We start from the raw sequence: 16914 nt of genomic DNA on the forward strand, positions 1-16914 counted from the left end.
GACCTTGCTGGCTCACCCTGCCGGCTCACCCCGCCGATCCATCTACCGCAAGCACGATTCGGAGCCTATGTACACTGCGTCCCCCCCGCATCCGCTCGGGAGCGGCCCAGGCCTCGACGCCGACGCCGATCTGATCGACCTCTCTGTCATCATCGTCAATTATAACGTCCGCGAATTCCTGGAGCAGGCCCTCCGTTCGGTAGAGCGGGCCTGTGCCGACCTCTCCGTCGAAATTTTTGTCGTAGACAATAACTCCGCAGACAGCTCCACGTCGATGGTGCGCTCCCGCTTTCCGCGGGTGCATCTAATCGCCAACACCGCCAACACCGGTTTCAGCAAGGCCAACAACCAGGCCATTCGGCTGGCGCGCGGCCGCTTTCTCCTTATCCTGAACCCCGATACGATTGTCCAGGAGGACACGTTGTCGACCATGGTGCGCTTCATGGAGCGCCACCCGGACGCCGGCGCGCTGGGCTGCAAGATCCTGAATCCCGACGGCACGTTCGCGCCCGAGAGCCGGCGCGCCTTCCCCACCCCGAGCGTGGCCTTCTACCGGCTCATTGGCCTGAGCAAACTCTTCCCGAAGAGCCCTGTCTTCGCGCGCTACAACCTGAGTTATATACCGAACACCGAAACGTCGGAGGTAGACGCACTCAGCGGCTCCTGCATGATGGTTCGCCGCGCCGCCCTCTTGTTCTCACGCGAGCACGCCGAGCGTCTCAGCCAGGAACAGCCGGGGTTTTCCTTCGACGACCTCGAGCACCTGAACGGCTCGGCCGGCGCCGGCTTACTGGACGAGGACTTCTTTATGTACGGCGAGGATCTGGACTGGTGTTACCGGATCCAGAAAGCCGGCTGGAAGATCTATTATACCCCCGAAACGCAGATCATCCATTATAAAGGGGAGAGCACCAAGAAGGGTGAATTGCGCTACGTGCAGCTTTTTTACGGCGCCATGCTGCTGTTCACCGAAAAACATTTTCAGAGCGGGTACTCCTGGTTGATTCGGCCGTTGCTCCATGTGGGTATCTTCATCCGGGCCGCGGCGCAGGTCCTCATTAATGGCTACCGGCGGTATCGCTGGCCGATCGTCGACGCCGTCGTGATCTACCTGCTGATGCTGTTGGCCGGCATCCTGCGCTTCTCGTCGCTCGATATCGCGATGCCGCCCCTGTTCCTCACCGTCGTCATCCCGATCTACGTCCTCAGCACCGTCGCCGGAACGGCCGCCGCCGGGGGATACCGAGGGTCCGGGCATACCCGCATCCGGCCGATCGTGGTGGGTAACGTCCTGGGGATCATGACGCTGGCGACAGCCGCCGTCTTTTTACCGAGCATTGCGTTTTCGCGTCTGGTCGTGCTGATCGCGTTTTCGGCCAGCCTCGCGTTTGGCTTTCTCATGCGGGTCGTATTGCGCGTCCGCCGGCACTTGATGCGCGACGGCTTCCACCGGGCCATCCTGGTGGGCGGCGCCGGGGAAGCGAACCGGCTGGAACGGACGCTCATCAGCCATCCCAACCCGCCCTGCAAGCTGGTGGGGTATGTATCGTTGGATGACGAGCCGCCCCGGCCGGCGGAACGTATGGTGCCCTACCTTGGAGCGCTACGCCATATACGCGATTTTATCCGGCTCCAGCAGATCGACGCCGTCGTATTCGCTTCAAACGGCATCTCGAACCGGGTCGTCTTCGCACAGATCCAGGAGTTGCGGGACCTTGATATTGAGTTCAAGATCCTCAGCGAAAGCGGCAAACATATCATCGGCCATTCTACCGTAGACGACCTCTCCTACCCGACGCGCGTCACGGCCGACTACACGTTGGGTCGGCGCCGAAGCCAGTTGGGCCGGCGGCTTTTCGAGGTGCCTGTAGCCCTCATCGGAATAACGTTGCACCCGCTCATCGTGCTGTGCTCGGACACCTGGGAGCAGTCCCGCTGGTTCCGCGGCCTACGCCGGCGGACCCGCCAGTTCCCCGCCGTCCTCAACGGCAGCCGGTCGCTCGTCGGCTACCGCGTCAACGAACCCATCGCCATCCCCACCGAGTGGAACCTCAAGCCGGGCGTCTTCACCATCACCGAGACCCTCGCCACCGACGACCCCGACGACCACGAGATCAACCGCGCCTACTGGTTCTACGTCCGCCACCAGTGCGCCACCCTCGATCTCGACATTATCCTCCATACAATCAAGAAGAAGCTGCAACGCTGATCTATGATCAATGGTCAATGGCTATGACCTCATTGACAATTGTCAATTGACCATCAACAATTCCCCCTTCTCTGTGTTCTTTGCCGGCTTCGTCGTACATTAGACGCGCATCCATCCAACGAACTAGCTGGACATTCCGGCTCGCCGCGCCCTTCTCCTCCGAAGCCCATCGCGCGGCCGGCCCACCCTGATCGCCCCATGGCAAAGCCTAGCCCTACGTATCTTTTGGATTTCGAAAAGCCCCTCATCGAGCTCGAACAGAAACTCGATGAAATGCGTGCGTTCGATAAAGAAGATCGTTCGATAGACCTCTCCAAAGAGATCGCCGCCCTCTCGAGTCGTGTCGAGGAGTTGCGCGTGTCCATTTATGCCGACCTTACCCGGTGGCAACACGTCCAGATCGCGCGGCACCCGCTCCGGCCCTATGCGCTCGACTACATCGAAACGCTGACGCGCGATTTCATCGAGTTGCATGGCGACCGCACGTTCGCGGACGATCCAGCCATCGTTGGCGGCTTCGCCCGGTTTCGGGGGAGCCAGTTTGGTTACCGCGATGCCACGATCATGGTCATCGGTCACCAGAAAGGCCGGGACACAAAAAGCCGTAAATACCGCCGCTTCGGCATGCCGAACCCCGAGGGATACCGCAAGGCGCTCCGGATGATGAAACTCGCCGAGAAGTTCAACAAACCGGTCGTCACCCTCCTCGATACGCCAGGCGCGTACCCGGGCCTCGAAGCCGAGGAACGCGGCCAGGCGGAGGCTATCGCCCGGAATCTGTTCGAAATGGCCCGGTTGAAGGTGCCCATCGTCACCATTGTGATCGGCGAGGGGGCTTCCGGCGGGGCACTGGGCATAGGCGTCGGGGACCGGATCCTCATGCTCGAAAATGCCTGGTACTCTGTCATTTCACCGGAAAGTTGCTCGTCGATCCTGTGGCGGTCGTGGGATTTCAAGGAAGAGGCAGCCCGTGCGCTGAAACTGACGGCGCCGGACCTGATCGACGTCCACGTGATCGATGAGATCATCGCCGAACCCATCGGCGGCGCCCACCGCAACCCGCAGCAAGCGTTCACTTCCGTCGGCTCGGCTATTGCGCGCCACCTGAAAGAACTCGAAACGCGCTCACCGGCCGAACTCATCGCCAGCCGTCTCGAGAAATTCGACGCGATGGGGGTATTCTATGACCCGATCGCCCCTGCCGGGTCCCATAACGGCCACTCGGACGTCGGGAAAAAAGCGACGTCTCGCCAGAAAAAGCCGGCAGCGTAACCGGCCTCCAACCCCTCCCAGGCCCATGTTCGTCTACACCTATCTCCACCGGGTCCGCTATCGGGAATGCGACCCGATGGGCGTCGTGTATCACACCCACTACCTGGATTATTTCGAGGCATCGCGCACGGAAGGCCTCCGCGAACTGGGCCTCGCCTACAAGACCCTCGAGGACGAAGGCATCCGCATGCCGGTGATCGACCTCGCCGTCCAGTACAAACGCTCCGCGCAATACGACGATCTACTGGAGATCAAGACCGTTTTCGCCGGCGTCCCGTCCACCCGGATCCGCATCGACTACGAGGTGCGCCGGCAGGGTGAGCCCGACCTCCTCGTCTCCGGCCACGTCACCCTCTGCTTCTTCGACGCCGCCCGTAACCGCCCCGTCGTCGCCCCCGCCCGGATCCGCCGGCTATTTGAAGCGCTCCCTTCGGTCTGACTCCGGCCCGCATGCCTGTGAATTCGCTCCCTCCCTATCTCTCGCTCGCTGAAATGGATCGCCAGATCGATAACGCGCTGGCTGAAGATGTCGGCCCGGGCGACGTGACCACCAGGGCGACCGTTCCCACCGGCCAGCGAGCCACGGGTCGGTTTATCGCCCGGCAAGAGGGCGTACTCGCCGGCGTGTTCGTCGCGACGCGTGTCTTTCAGCGGGTCGATCCCGAGGTAGCGATCGACTGGGCCGTCGACGACGGCGCGCCGATCAAACGCGGCGATGTCCCGGGCGTCATCCGCGGCCGAGCGCACAGTCTGCTCATCGGGGAACGCCTCGCGCTCAACCTGTTGCAACGCATGAGCGGCATCGCCACCCTCACGCGCCGCATGGCCGACGCCGCGGCGCCGCATCGGGCTCGCATCCTCGACACTCGAAAAACCGCGCCAGGGCTGCGGTTGCTGGACAAATGGGCCGTGAAGCTGGGGGGCGGCGAGAACCATCGGATCGGGCTGTACGACCGCATCCTCATCAAAGACAACCACATCGCCGCCGCTGGCGGGATCGCGACCGTCCTCGCCGCCGCACTCGCCTTCCGAAACCGGCGCCCGGATTCCCTCCTGATCGAAATCGAAGCCCGGACGCTCGACGAAGTGCGCGCCGTACTGGCCGCCGGCGGGGCCGACATCATCTTGCTCGACAACATGGTCCGCCTCACCGACGCCGGCGCGATAGACACCTCGCTCCTGGAGGAGGCTGTGCGCTTCATCGCCGGCCGGCTCGTCACCGAGGCCTCGGGAAACGTGACGCTCGCCACCGTGCCGGCCATCGCCGCGACGGGGGTAGATTTTATATCGAGCGGCGCCCTGACGCACTCCGTTGAGGCGTTAGACATCGCACTTAAGATCGACCTCACGAACGTTTAACGTTGAACGTAATGACGCACAGGCCATGAATCTTGACGGAACGTCCCTTCTAGAACTCGCAGGGCATTTCTTCCGACTCGGGTTGATCTCGTTCGGGGGGCCGGCGGCCCACACGGCCATGATGGAAGATGAGTTCGTGACGCGCCGGGGCTGGTTGACGCGTGAGCACTCTCTGGATCTGGTGGGCGCGACTAACCTCATCCCGGGGCCGAATTCGACCGAGATGACGATGCACGCCGGGTTCGAGCGCGCCGGCTGGCTCCTTGATTAGCGATTAATCGATTAGCGATTCGTGATTAGCGAATGAAGCGAGTGCCGGAAACAGCTTTAGATTTCCCACTTTTCACGTTCCACTTATCACTTTTCCTTTTACACTTTGCCTTTTACACTTTGCCTTTTTCACTTTGCCTTTTACACTTTGCCTTTTTCACTTTTCCTTTTACACTTTGCCTTTTACACTTTGCCTTTTTCCTTTGAGTCCATGAACACCGACCAACCCTTATACGGAGGCATCGAGGCCGGCGGTACGAAGTTTGTCTGCACCATCGCCTCTGGACCCGACGACGTCCGTGCGATCGAGCGGTTTCCGACGACCTCGCCGGCGGAGACGTTTGCCCGTGCGCTGGCGTTTTTTCGTGCGCACGACGTGCGTCTGCAAGCCATCGGGATCGCCTCGTTTGGTCCGGTCGACCCCGATCCGTCGTCGCCGTATGTGGGCTACATCACCACGACACCCAAAGCCGGGTGGGCAAACACCGACTTCGGCGGCTACATCGGAAGGGAACTGGGCGTGCCGGTCGGATTCGACACGGACGTCAACGGCGCCGCGCTTGGGGAGGCGCGTTGGGGCGCGGCTCGCGGGCTAGACACGGTGCTTTATCTCACGGTGGGCACGGGTATCGGGGGCGGAGCGATTGTTAACGGACGCTGCCTTCATGGACTCGTCCACCCCGAGATGGGTCACTTGATGCTGCCTCGTGCCGAGGGCGACACGTTCGCCGGCCACTGTCCGTACCACGGGCCGTGCCTGGAAGGGATGGCTACCGGTCCGGCGATCGAGGCACGCTGGGGGAAGCCGGCGCCGCAGCTTCCGTCCGACCATCCGGCCTGGGCCATCGAGGCCCATTACCTGGCCATGGCGCTGGTCAATTATATCCTCACCCTGTCGCCGCAACGCATCGTGATGGGCGGCGGGGTGATGGACCAGCAGCACCTCTTCCCGATGATCCGGTCGCGCGTCCAGAAGGCGCTCAACGGGTACGTCCAGCATCCCGCCATCCTGCAGAACATGGACGCGTACATTGTCCCGCCCGGCCTGGGCGACCGGGCCGGCGTCTTGGGAGCGATCGCCCTTGCGATGGACGCATTGAACGTTTAAACGGTGGGGCGTTAAACAGTCGACATCCAACGCTCCAACCCCAGAAGGCCTTATGCTACAGGAGCAAAGCCGGCTTTTTCAGCGCATGCTGTTCGCGGCGGACCTGGTGATGGTCACGCTGGGCTGGATCGTCGCGTGGTTCATCCGCTTCCAGCTCCTCACCCCGCCCGAGTGGCTCCCCCTCGAGCGCTATATGGCGATTTTCCCGTGGGTGCTCATTCTGTCGATGGGCGTCTTCACCCTCTCGGGCCTGTATGCGCCGGACCGCGCGCAGCGGCTCCCGAGGCTCATCTTCACCGTCGCCCGCGCCGTCTTACTGGGGCTGCTCATCGTCGCCGCGTCGCTTTCGTTTTACCGTGCGCTCTATTTCTCGCGCCTGCACATGATCCTCTTCGGCCTGCTGACGCCGGGGCTCATGATCGTAGTGCGCGTGATCCTGTTCACCCTGATTCGCCGGGCGCGGGCGCGGGGGAAGTACCAGCGGAGGGTGTTGATCGCCGGCGCGGGTAAAGCTGGCCGGCGGCTACAGAATGCCTTCGAGGCCTACCCGTGGATGGGCCTCCAGGTGGTGGGTTTTTTGGATGACCACAAAACCGAGACGGATGTCATCGGCCGCGTGGAAGATGCTTCAGCCATCGTGGATCGATTCGCGGCGGAGGGGAAGTCCATCGACTACATGTACATCGCCCTCCCCCTCGCCGCCACCGGGAAGATCGAGCAGATGGTGAACGTGCTCTCGACCCGGCTGACCCACGTCTGCCTGGTGCCGGATCTGCTCCAGTTCGACCTCCTGAACAGCCGCGTGACCGACATCGACGGGCTGCCCGTTTTGCATCTCATCGACGAGGCCCCGGTCGAGTTCCGGCGGTTCGTGAAGCGGGCTGTGGACGTCGTTTTTTCCGCCCTCTTCCTACTGATCGCCGCGCCGGCGATGCTAGTCATCGCGGTCGGCGTCAAGCTCTCCTCCCCCGGCCCCGTGTTTTACCGCCAGCAGCGGATGGGGCTGAATGGGCATGTGTTCGACATGCTCAAGTTCCGTTCGATGCCCGTAAACGTCGAGTCCACCTCGGGCCCCGTATGGGCGAAAGCCGGCGAGGCGCGAGCGACGCGATTCGGCTCATTCCTCCGCAAATCGTCGCTTGACGAGTTGCCTCAGTTCATCAACGTGCTCAAGGGGGATATGTCCGTCGTCGGCCCCCGCCCCGAGCGGCCGGTGTTTATCGAGGCATTCCGGGGGAAGGTGCCGGGGTACATGCTGCGCCATAAAATGAAGGCCGGCATCACCGGCTGGGCCCAGGTGAACGGGCTCCGCGGCGATACCTCGATCGAGCGCCGGATCGAGTACGACCTGTACTACATCCAGAACTGGTCCATCGGGCTGGATGTAAAGATCATGTGGCTGACGCTGTGGCGGGGGTTTGTGAGTGAGCATGCGTATTAACAGGGGGATCGAGCGGGCCATGCCCCGCCCAAGGAGATCACCTGCATAAACAGTTGCAGGCGGCACAACTCGGTCATAGCTTCTCGCCATGAGAATCTACCTCGACACGTGCAGTCTGCAGCGCCCTCTGGACGACCGATCGCAGCTTCGCATTCGCCAGGAGGCGGAAGCCATCCTCTATGTATTGGAACGCATCCATTCAGGCACATGCGGTCTCGTGTCGTCAGAAGTCCTCGACTTCGAGATTGCAAAAAACCCGGATCGGACGCGTTTGGATTTCGCCTCGGAAACCGTATCAACGGCTGAAATCAGCGTACTGGTTACCGCCGAAATCGAGAAGCGGGCGCGCGAGTTAAACCAAAAAGGCGTCGATACGTTGGATAGTTTACATCTGGCCTGCGCCGAAGCGGGCGGTGCCAGTTATTTCTGCACGAGCGACGATGCGTTACTCAGAAAAGCCAAACGCGAGCTCACAGGGGTAAAAGCCGTTTCCCCTCTGGAACTCGCACAGGAATTGGAATTATGGGAGTCCCGGTAAGATCCTTACAAGAAATAACCGAGCAGGCCATCCGCGTACTGGTCCGCGAGCTGGGCGCCGCCGACGCAGCGCGTTTTATCGGTCAGTTTACGACGGGATATGGGGACTATACGGCCGAACGAAAGGAGCTTTTTAAGGATGTGACGATCGATCACGTCATCCAGGAGATTTACGCCGCCCGGAAGGAAACCCGCTGAAAAAACCCGCCGCCCTTCGGGCGGTCTGATCTCCCCACCTATCCCCCACACGGTTCAGAGTACCAGAGATCAGAGGTTCATCGGTCAGAGGGAAAAGGGCGCAGCACAAGCCGAAAACCCACATCGTCGTAGCGGAAGTCCGGATCGCCGCCGTAGCGGTAGGAGCAGCGGCAGTAGTCAACATTGCTGAGGAAAGCGCCGCCCCGGAGCACGCGCCCGGCCCCGCTTTTGGGCCCGACTGGATCCGTCTCAGATTCGATTCGGTAGGGCCTTTTCAAATCTTCCACCCTTTCCCAGACATTGCCGAGCATGTCATATAGTCCCCAGGGATTCGGCTTTATTTCCCCGACAGGATGGATGCTATCTTTAGCGTGGGCTTCGCTATAGGCTTTCTGCCGCTCTCCGCTTGGGTGGTAGTCCTCTATCAACGGATACAGATCGGATTAGTCGCGTCGGGATAACAGGGATGCGATTCATCGTCACGCCGCAAAGGCTCACCACGGACATGGCGCGCTATTTCACCCGCACTACCGTGCGGCTCTCGGTATACCCGTTCGCTTGCAAGCGCACCATGTATACCCCGGCCGCCGCCGGCATGCCGCTCTCAGCCGTCCCATCCCAGATGCTCGTCCAACTTCCGGCCGGCATGGCGCCGTTGTCGAGGAGTACGTTCACGCGCTGACCGAACATGTTGAAGATTTCGATCCGCACCGGACTCTCCTCGGGCAGTTGATACGCGATCGTTGTTGTGCTGTTGAATGGGTTGGGGTAGATGGACCCCAGCGCAAAGCGGTCTGGCACATCAGATGCCAATGCGTAGGGTTGATCCGCGGCTTTTGCTGCCACCCCGGTAACAACCACGAAGGTACCTTGTGGGTAGAACTCTCCCGTGTCCGGCGCGCCATTCCAGATGTTCGGCGCGATGGTCAGGTCGCCGCTGACGTAGCCGCTGCTTATGCCTTCCACCAGCGTGTCGATCCCCTGAAGCATGGTCACGGTATCGCTGGTAAAGTCGACTTCCGCGAGGAGGCGGTCACTTTCAACGGGTGTAAAGGCGTAGTAATCCCGATTGGTGTCGTATTGCCACTGCCCGGAAAAACGTACGACAATCAGGTGATCTGCCGCCCAGACGCTGGGAGGATTGCCGGCAAAGCGTTCATGTAAATCCTGCTCGCTATACATGATATAGCCGGTACCGGTAGCACCGTCCTGGCCTGAAATCCCTCTTTTGAGATCTCCCAGCAGCAAAATCGCCGGCTCACTTTCGGTAACGATCCAGGCAAAGGTTTCGCTATCCGTGGCCCCGTCCGCGTCGCTTACCGTTACCGTTACGGTATAGCTGCCGGCGGTATGGGCCGTGCCTGAAAGGATGGCGCCGGAAAGTGTGAGGCCATCGGGCAAACCCGAGGCGGTATAGGTTAGCGGATCGCCATCGGCATCGCTGGCACTCAGTGTCATACTGACCACATCATGCAACTCATTGGCCTGGTCACCAATGGCATTAAGCACCGGTGGCCAGTTATCCGCTTCAAAAACAAGGGCCACTTCCGTTCCTTCCACATAGAATTCGCCCATATCAGGGCTCCCATTCCACACATTGGGCGTGATGACCAGGTCGCCGGAGGTATAGCCGCTACCGATTCCTTCTATCGTGTCTAATGCTCCGACCAGCAACGTGGCCGTGTCGTTGGTGAAGTCCAGCTCAGCCAACAGGCGGTCGGTGGATCGGGGCGTGAAGGCGTAGTAATCGCGGTTGGTGTCATACTCCCACTGACCATTTTTATATCGAACCACGATCAGGTGATCGGCCGCCCAGAAACTGGGTGGAAAGGCCGCAAAGCGGGTCTTCATATTTTCTTCCGAGTACATCATGTACCCGGTACCCGTTGCGCCATCCTGACCGGAAACGCCTCGTTTCAAATCTCCCAGTGGAATGGTTACCGGTTCGTCCGGTGGCTCGACGGGCGCGGACACGACAGCTTCAAAAGGTGCCGCGGGTAACCCCTCGCTGTTGTACAGGTTTGGGTTGATGGGATTATTTTCCCAGGCATAACGAACGAGCACCGGCTCCGGTACGTCATCGTGCCATACAACAATCCGGTCACCCTCGATAGCGGCTTCTCCCCTTACGTAGGTGCCATCTTCCCCCAGGAGGGTAAAGCTGCCCGGCACACCATCTGGATCCGCAACGAATCCGGCGCCTACCTGGTCGTAATGGATACTCACTCGCCCGTCCTCATGGAAGACATCGCCTGTATGGAGTGGGCCGGAATAAATGATATGCTCTCCATACACCATCTTGCGGGCGATCAAAGAGAGCCGGTAGCCAACGGGTTCTTTATCCGCAGGATGGATATTGGTAGGATCACCGACATCAATGGTGATGGCCTGGCCCGTATTGGGAAGTACCCGTACAGCATCTTGACTTGCGCGAAAGAGGGGCCACAGGTGTCCTTGAGGAGGAATCGGACCGGGCACCCCGCCAAAGTTCGGGAGCTGGACCCAGAGAAAGGGGAGATCTCCGAGGCCCCAGATGCTGCGCCAACCCTGAATCAGCGTCTGAAATTGTGAAGCGTAGGCGGTCACATCCGCCAGCGTTGCGTTATTGGATTCACCCTGGTACCACAGGAAGCCTTTAACCGGGAAAGGAAGCAATGGGTGGATCATCGCGTTGTAGGCCATGGTAGGTTGCCGATGAGCCGCGCCGTCGCCAAGTATGACATCTTGTTCGTCGTAGCCCAGCATCCCCTCACTCATCCAGGTCTCGATACGACTGCCTCCGTAGGTAGCATTGATGATTCCAATGGGTACATCAACATGTTCGCGAAGATGTTTTGCAAAAAAGTAACCGACCGCGCTAAAGTTACCTACGAAACTGGGTGTCGCCTCAGTCCAGGAACTGCTAGCCGGCAATGCACTCTTGGGCTCGCTATTTAGCGAACTCGAGACCTTGAACTGACGAATCCGCGGGTCATTGGCGGCAGCAATCACGTCAGAAGCGATCGGGAGCTGGCTGACTTTCCACTCCATGTTGGACTGCCCCGAGGCGAGCCATACGTCGCCGATGTACATATCTGTTAGCGTAATCGTTTCCGCTAACGAGGCAATCACCATGGTGTAAGGTCCGCCGGCATTCATAGCCTGACAATCAACCCGCCAGTTGCCATCGGCTTCCGCGACGGTCGTCTCGCTGATTCCGTTCAACGAGACCGTGACGCTAGCCCCGGCCAGGGCCGTGCCCCAGACGGGAAAAACCACATCACGCTGCAGCACAGCCCCGGATGTAAAAATAGGGGGAAGTAGCAGTGGGGCACTGACAGCCTGTGCGACCTCGCCTGAACGATCAGCCACCCCAAGAGCCGTTGATCGACGCAACGCCAGATCATCCGGGTTGTGATTGACGGGATAGGCTTGAGCGGGGAGCCCGAATAAAACAACCAGGATAAGGGTACTCATCCAGGTTAGTGAGCTGCTCATATATAAATCAGGCAAAAGGGACAGGCTGCCCCGTGACCAGATGGTATGGGTAATGCAAGAGAGGAAGGGAGACTTGAAATGACACTTTGGGATCAGCAATGAAGCTAGCCAAACGTGCGATAGTCATGGAGGGGGAATGGATGAACCTCCATTCATTTTTGGCGCTTACTGCTACACTTCTCCGCTTCAATCTCGGAATGACGGGGTGCATGTTCACGGGTCACGGCGTCTCTGCGACAATACGTCCGGCGCCGAGCCGGCCACGTTGTCCATGCGAGGTGCGACCTGAAATGGGGGGTGCCCGAAGTCAGACGCCCCGCGGGTTAGCCCAAAGTTAACGGATCATCCCCGCCCATTTCGAGTTTTCAGCCCTGCCCTTTTCGGCCCGTTCCAGAGCCAACTTGCGACCTGGAACCTGCCAACTTGCAACCTATCATGATCCAGCTTCAAAACATAGACCTCGCCTTCGGCGGCCGGCAGATATTCGACCGGTTGACGTGGACCGTCAAGCCCGGCCAGTCCATCGGACTCATTGGGCCCAACGGCGCCGGCAAGTCGACACTGCTGCGCGCGATCGCCGGCAGCCAGCCGATCGATGGCGGCGAGGTGACCATGGGCGGCACCACCACCGTTGGCTTCCTCGAGCAGGACATCCAGGAAGCCCCCACGGACCGGACGATCAAGGAGGAGGGCATGCTCGCCTTCGCTGAAATCTTGAAACTCCAGGCCGACGAGGAGCGGATCGCCCACGAGTTGGACCGGCACCCGGACCACGAGTCGCCGGCCTACCTGAAGCTCCTCCACGCACTCGACGACGCCCACGCCCGTCTCGCCGGCTTCGAGTCGCACCGGATCTCGGACCGGACGGAGTCCGTCCTGGCCGGCCTCGGCTTCGAACCCGAGGACATGGACCGCCCGCTGCAGACCTTCTCCGGCGGCTGGCGCATGCGCGTCGCCCTGGCCAAGCTGCTCCTCCGCCAGCCCGACTTCCTCCTGCTCGACGAGCCCACGAACCACCTGGACATCGACAGCATCGCCTGGCTCGAAGAGTACCTGAAGGCCTACCCTGGCACGGTGGTCATCGTCTCGCACGACCGGTACTTCCTCGACCGGATGGTCCGCACCACGGCCGAACTCATCCGGGGAAAGATCATCGAATACGCCGGCAACTACACGTTTTACCTCAAGGATCGCATCCTCCAGCGCGACATCCAGCGCGCGGCCTTCGAAAATCAGCAGAAGCAGATCGCCGAAGCCGAGCGCTTCATCACGCGCTTCAAGGCCAAAGCCACGAAGGCGAAACAGGCGCAGTCCCGCGTGAAGATGCTCGACAAGCTCGAGCGCGTCCCGCCGCCGCCCGACGAAGAAGCCGGCATCCACTTCCGCTTCCCAGAGCCCAAGGCGTCGGGGCGCGTCGTCCTCGAATTGACGGACTTCTCCAAGACGTACGAGACCGCGGAAGGGCGCATCGAGGTCTTCAAGAATGCCCGGGGCATGACCATCGAGCGCGGCGACAAAATCGCGCTGACGGGTAAAAACGGGGCGGGTAAATCCACCCTCGCCCGTATCCTCAACGGAACCGAAGACTTCGACGGCACCCGCAAGCTGGGCTTCCAGGTCGAGATGACCTACTTCGCCCAGCACCAGGCGGACACACTCAATCCGAATTACACGGTCCTTGAATCGATGCACGAGGTAGGGCGTGGCCATACGGAGACTGAGCTGCGCTCCGTCCTCGGCGCGTTCCTGTTTTCGGGCGACGATGTCTTCAAGTATACGAAGGTGCTCTCGGGAGGTGAAAAAAGCCGCGTCGCCCTGGCTAGGACCCTGCTCCGGCCGGCGAACTTCCTCATCCTCGACGAGCCCACAAACCACCTGGACATCCGCTCGATCAACGTTCTCATCGAGGCGCTCAAGCAGTATTCCGGCACCTTCGTCGTCGTCAGCCACGACCGCCACTTCCTCGACCAGATCGTCAATAAGGTCTGGCGCGTCGAACATGGCGAGGCACGGGAATACCTGGGCAACTACGCCGACTACCTATGGCAGATCGAACACGGCACCGCCGGCCAGGTGGCGCGCCGCGAGGAGACGCAGGCGTTTGTCAAAAATGACTCGGGGGAAGACAAGGGCGTCAAGCGCGCTGGCGGCCCCAAGACGAAGGACCAGAAACGCCTGGAGGCCGAGGAACGCCAGCGCCGCCGCGATGCGGACCGGAATGGCGGCGCGTCGGGAGGCCACTCACCGGCTGCTTCGCCCAAAAAGAACGGATCCAGCCTCTCGCCGCAGCAGCTTCGTTCGGCCCACCGCGATCTTGAATCGCGCATCGAAAGGAAAGAGGCTGAAAAACTGAAGCTGGAAGAAGCCCTCGCCTCCCCGTCACTCTACGACAACGCCGAAAAGGCCCGCACCACTACCATTGCTTATCAGACGATCAAGGACGAACTGGCATCGCTCTACGCATCGTGGGAAGAACTCGCCGAACAACTGACGAGCATCGAATAACGGCGGCCGATTGCTTCACGAAGAGCAGGGGTGTAGCTTAGCGGACATCCCCTACCCCTTCATGTTTGTGGTTTTTTGCCATGCGTTTGCGCTGCCTGCCCTTCTTTGTTGTTCTGGCCGCCTTTTGTGCGCCCCAAGCCGCCCTTGCCCAGCAGGACGATTCCCCCCTCGTCCTGCACCGAATGACCGGAACCATCGTCCTCGATGGATTTAGCGACGAGCCGGACTGGGAGGCCATCGACCCGCTACCGATGGTCCAGTACGAACCCCGGTACGCCGAGCCGGCCACCGAACACACGGAAATCCGGTTCGGCTACGACGACACCTACATCTACGCCTCGCTCCGCGCGTTCGACAAAGACCAGGACGGCATCCGGGCCAATACCCTCTACCGGGACCGCCTCAGCGGCGACGACCACTTCGAGATCCTGCTGGACACGTACAACGACAACGAGACCGGCGTCCTCTTCACGACGACGCCGGCAGGAAACCGACTCGATGGGGCCATCTCGAACGATGCCACAGGCGGCGGCATCTCGACCAGCGGGTGGATGAACCGTAGTTTCAACACCTTCTGGGACGTAAAAACGCAGATAACCCCCGAGGGATGGTTTGCCGAGATGCGCATCCCCTTTTCGAGCCTCCGCTTTGAACCGCAAGACGGCAAGGTAATCATGGGGATGACGGTCCAGCGCAAGGTCGCCCGCCGCAGCGAACGGCTCATCTATCCCGATATCCCCCCAACGGTAAACTGGGCCTTTCTGAAACCCTCGAAGGCGAAGAAGATCGTCATGGAGGACATCACCCCCAGCAATCCGGTGTATATCACGCCCTATGCCCTAGGCGGCAGCGGCATGGTCCAGAACCTCGACGAACCCAGCGCGCGGTACATCGCGCAGAACGATTGGAAGCACGAAGTCGGGATCGACATCAAATACGGGCTGACGAGCAACACCAACCTGGACCTGACCGTCAACACGGACTTCGCCCAGGCCGAGGCCGACGACCAGCAGGTCAATCTCACCCGGTTTTCGTTGTTCTTCCCCGAAAAACGCCAGTTTTTCCAGGAGCGCTCCAGCTTGTTCGACTTCCGAACGGGCGGCCAGAGCCGGCTCTTCCACAGCCGGCGCATCGGCCTCACCGAAGGCGGCGTGCCCGTTCGCATCGTCGGCGGCGCACGCGTCGTCGGCCGCGTGGGCGGCTGGGAATTTGGTTTCCTGGATATGCACACCGCCAAGGCGGATGCCCTGCCGTCGGAGAACTTCGGCGTGCTGCGGGCGCGCCGGCAGGTGATCAACTCGCAATCGTACGCCGGCGTCATGGGCACCTCGCGTATCGGGGTCGATGGCAGCTACAACGTGGCCTACGGCCTCGACGGCCTGATTCGCCTCTTCGGCGATGACTTCCTCAATGTCCAGTGGGCGCAGACGTTCGACAAACGCGACCTCGCCGGCGCCGATGTCACCAGCGGCGGCCGGCTCACGGCCGAGGTCGAACGCCGGCGCCGCGCCGGCTTCGGATACCGGAGCGGCTGGGTGTGGTCCGGCGAGAACTATAACCCGGGCATCGGCTTCATCCAACGGAATGACTTTCTGCTCTCCGATCAGAGCGTCTCGTACACCTGGCTCCCGGGTGAAGCTTCGAAGTTCATCTGGCACACCCTCGCCCTGGGTGGCAACTCCTACCTCCGCAATGCCGACGGCACCGCCGAGTCCGCCGAAGGCACCCTCGCGTGGTCGTTCAGCGACAAACGGCTGTCTAGCGGCCTCATCGAAGGACGCGTCGTGTACGAGGATCTGCTCGTCCCGTTTGTCCTCTCGGAGGATGCCGAGGTGCCGGCCGGCTCGTACACCAATGCCGGCATCTCCATCGAGTACGGGATGCCGCAGACCCAGCTCAAAAAAGTCAGCTTCGCCCTAGACTCCGGCTCATTCTTCGATGGTTGGCGCAACACGATCACGCTGACGCCCACCTGGTACGTCTCCAAATTTCTCGAACTCACGGGGGAATACGAATACAGCCGCATCCGTTTCCCGGACCGCGACCAGGCCCTCGACGTCCACGTCAGCCGGCTTCGCATCGGCACAGCGTTGAATACCATGCTTTCGGCCAACGCCTTCATCCAGTATAACAGCGCGGCCGACCGGTTCTCGACGAACCTACGTCTCCGCTACAACTTCCGCGAGGGGAACGACCTCTGGATCGTGTACGACGAGCAGCTCAATTCGGACCGCAACCGGTTCAGCGACATCGCCGTGTTGCCGGTCTCCGGCGCACGGACGCTGATCGTAAAATACACCTACACGTTCGCCCTCTGAGCCGATTTGCACGACCGGGATCGATGCGGAATGGCCGGCGTATGCCCTGTGGCGCAGCGGCGATGTGATGGATCACGCATGGCCGGCCAGCGGAATGGCGTCGTCGGCGTGTGCCTGTACCACGGCCACATTCCGCGTGCGGCTTACGCGCCGGCCCCTCCTGGCGTGTAGTTTGATCGGCGCCTGATCTTCAGGAATTCGCGCAGCCTGCTCCCTTTGC

General features: G+C 60.9%; 12 protein-coding genes. 11 read left to right on the forward strand and 1 reads right to left on the reverse strand.

Annotation, left to right across the window (positions count from 1 at the left end; translation table 11 throughout):
- The first annotated feature begins 67 nt into the window (after positions 1-67).
- The 9 genes from SH809_14485 (at position 68) to SH809_14525 (ending at position 8394) form a co-directional block, all read left to right on the forward strand.
- Entirely contained in the window at positions 68-2209 is a 2142-nt protein-coding gene (locus SH809_14485; protein ID MDZ4700913.1) for a glycosyltransferase, read from the forward strand.
- Between the two features lie 198 nt (positions 2210-2407).
- Positions 2408-3481 carry an acetyl-CoA carboxylase carboxyltransferase subunit alpha gene (locus SH809_14490; GenBank protein MDZ4700914.1) on the forward strand — a complete coding sequence of 358 codons (1074 nt, stop codon included), beginning with the start codon at positions 2408-2410 and terminating at the stop codon, positions 3479-3481.
- Between the two features lie 25 nt (positions 3482-3506).
- Entirely contained in the window at positions 3507-3920 is a 414-nt protein-coding gene (locus tag SH809_14495; protein MDZ4700915.1) for a thioesterase family protein, read from the forward strand.
- An 11-nt stretch (positions 3921-3931) separates the two neighbouring features.
- Entirely contained in the window at positions 3932-4840 is a 909-nt protein-coding gene (gene nadC, locus SH809_14500; GenBank protein ID MDZ4700916.1) for a carboxylating nicotinate-nucleotide diphosphorylase, read from the forward strand.
- Positions 4841-4865: 25 nt separating this feature from the next.
- Positions 4866-5111, forward strand: coding sequence for a chromate transporter (locus SH809_14505; GenBank protein MDZ4700917.1), 246 nt, complete (start codon positions 4866-4868; stop codon positions 5109-5111).
- Positions 5112-5321: 210 nt separating this feature from the next.
- Positions 5322-6218 (forward strand): ROK family protein, encoded by an 897-nt coding sequence (locus tag SH809_14510; GenBank protein MDZ4700918.1) that lies wholly within the window; start codon positions 5322-5324, stop codon positions 6216-6218.
- 52 nt (positions 6219-6270) lie between these two features.
- Entirely contained in the window at positions 6271-7659 is a 1389-nt protein-coding gene (locus SH809_14515) for an undecaprenyl-phosphate glucose phosphotransferase (GenBank protein ID MDZ4700919.1), read from the forward strand.
- Between the two features lie 88 nt (positions 7660-7747).
- A complete protein-coding gene (locus tag SH809_14520) occupies positions 7748-8197 on the forward strand; it encodes a PIN domain-containing protein (protein ID MDZ4700920.1) in 450 nt (149 codons plus the stop codon).
- Positions 8182-8394 carry a hypothetical protein gene (locus tag SH809_14525; GenBank protein MDZ4700921.1) on the forward strand — a complete coding sequence of 71 codons (213 nt, stop codon included), beginning with the start codon at positions 8182-8184 and terminating at the stop codon, positions 8392-8394. Before SH809_14520 ends, SH809_14525 begins: the two co-directional genes overlap by 16 nt.
- A gap of 513 nt (positions 8395-8907) precedes the next feature.
- On the opposite strand, the gene SH809_14530 is transcribed toward SH809_14525, so the two are convergent.
- Positions 8908-11850, reverse strand: coding sequence for a sialate O-acetylesterase (locus SH809_14530; protein MDZ4700922.1), 2943 nt, complete (start codon positions 11848-11850; stop codon positions 8908-8910).
- A gap of 456 nt (positions 11851-12306) precedes the next feature.
- Here SH809_14530 and SH809_14535 point away from each other — a divergent pair, with 456 nt between their 5' ends.
- Positions 12307-14376, forward strand: coding sequence for an ABC-F family ATP-binding cassette domain-containing protein (locus SH809_14535; protein ID MDZ4700923.1), 2070 nt, complete (start codon positions 12307-12309; stop codon positions 14374-14376).
- A gap of 182 nt (positions 14377-14558) precedes the next feature.
- Positions 14559-16694, forward strand: coding sequence for a DUF5916 domain-containing protein (locus SH809_14540; protein ID MDZ4700924.1), 2136 nt, complete (start codon positions 14559-14561; stop codon positions 16692-16694).
- Positions 16695-16914 lie beyond the last annotated feature (220 nt).

It is taken from the genome of Rhodothermales bacterium (genome assembly GCA_034439735.1).
Taxonomy (GTDB): domain Bacteria; phylum Bacteroidota; class Rhodothermia; order Rhodothermales; family JAHQVL01; genus JAWKNW01.

What these genes read in the sequence shown, in the direction of transcription:
- SH809_14485 (MDZ4700913.1), top strand. Translation starts at nt 68, where the DNA reads ATGTACACTGCGTCCCCCCCGCATCCGCTCGGGAGCGGCCCAGGCCTC.
- SH809_14490 (MDZ4700914.1), top strand. Translation starts at nt 2,408, where the DNA reads ATGGCAAAGCCTAGCCCTACGTATCTTTTGGATTTCGAAAAGCCCCTC.
- SH809_14495 (MDZ4700915.1), top strand. Translation starts at nt 3,507, where the DNA reads ATGTTCGTCTACACCTATCTCCACCGGGTCCGCTATCGGGAATGCGAC.
- nadC (MDZ4700916.1), top strand. Translation starts at nt 3,932, where the DNA reads ATGCCTGTGAATTCGCTCCCTCCCTATCTCTCGCTCGCTGAAATGGAT.
- SH809_14505 (MDZ4700917.1), top strand. Translation starts at nt 4,866, where the DNA reads ATGAATCTTGACGGAACGTCCCTTCTAGAACTCGCAGGGCATTTCTTC.
- SH809_14510 (MDZ4700918.1), top strand. Translation starts at nt 5,322, where the DNA reads ATGAACACCGACCAACCCTTATACGGAGGCATCGAGGCCGGCGGTACG.
- SH809_14515 (MDZ4700919.1), top strand. Translation starts at nt 6,271, where the DNA reads ATGCTACAGGAGCAAAGCCGGCTTTTTCAGCGCATGCTGTTCGCGGCG.
- SH809_14520 (MDZ4700920.1), top strand. Translation starts at nt 7,748, where the DNA reads ATGAGAATCTACCTCGACACGTGCAGTCTGCAGCGCCCTCTGGACGAC.
- SH809_14525 (MDZ4700921.1), top strand. Translation starts at nt 8,182, where the DNA reads ATGGGAGTCCCGGTAAGATCCTTACAAGAAATAACCGAGCAGGCCATC.
- SH809_14530 (MDZ4700922.1), bottom strand. Translation starts at nt 11,850, where the DNA reads ATGAGTACCCTTATCCTGGTTGTTTTATTCGGGCTCCCCGCTCAAGCC.
- SH809_14535 (MDZ4700923.1), top strand. Translation starts at nt 12,307, where the DNA reads ATGATCCAGCTTCAAAACATAGACCTCGCCTTCGGCGGCCGGCAGATA.
- SH809_14540 (MDZ4700924.1), top strand. Translation starts at nt 14,559, where the DNA reads ATGACCGGAACCATCGTCCTCGATGGATTTAGCGACGAGCCGGACTGG.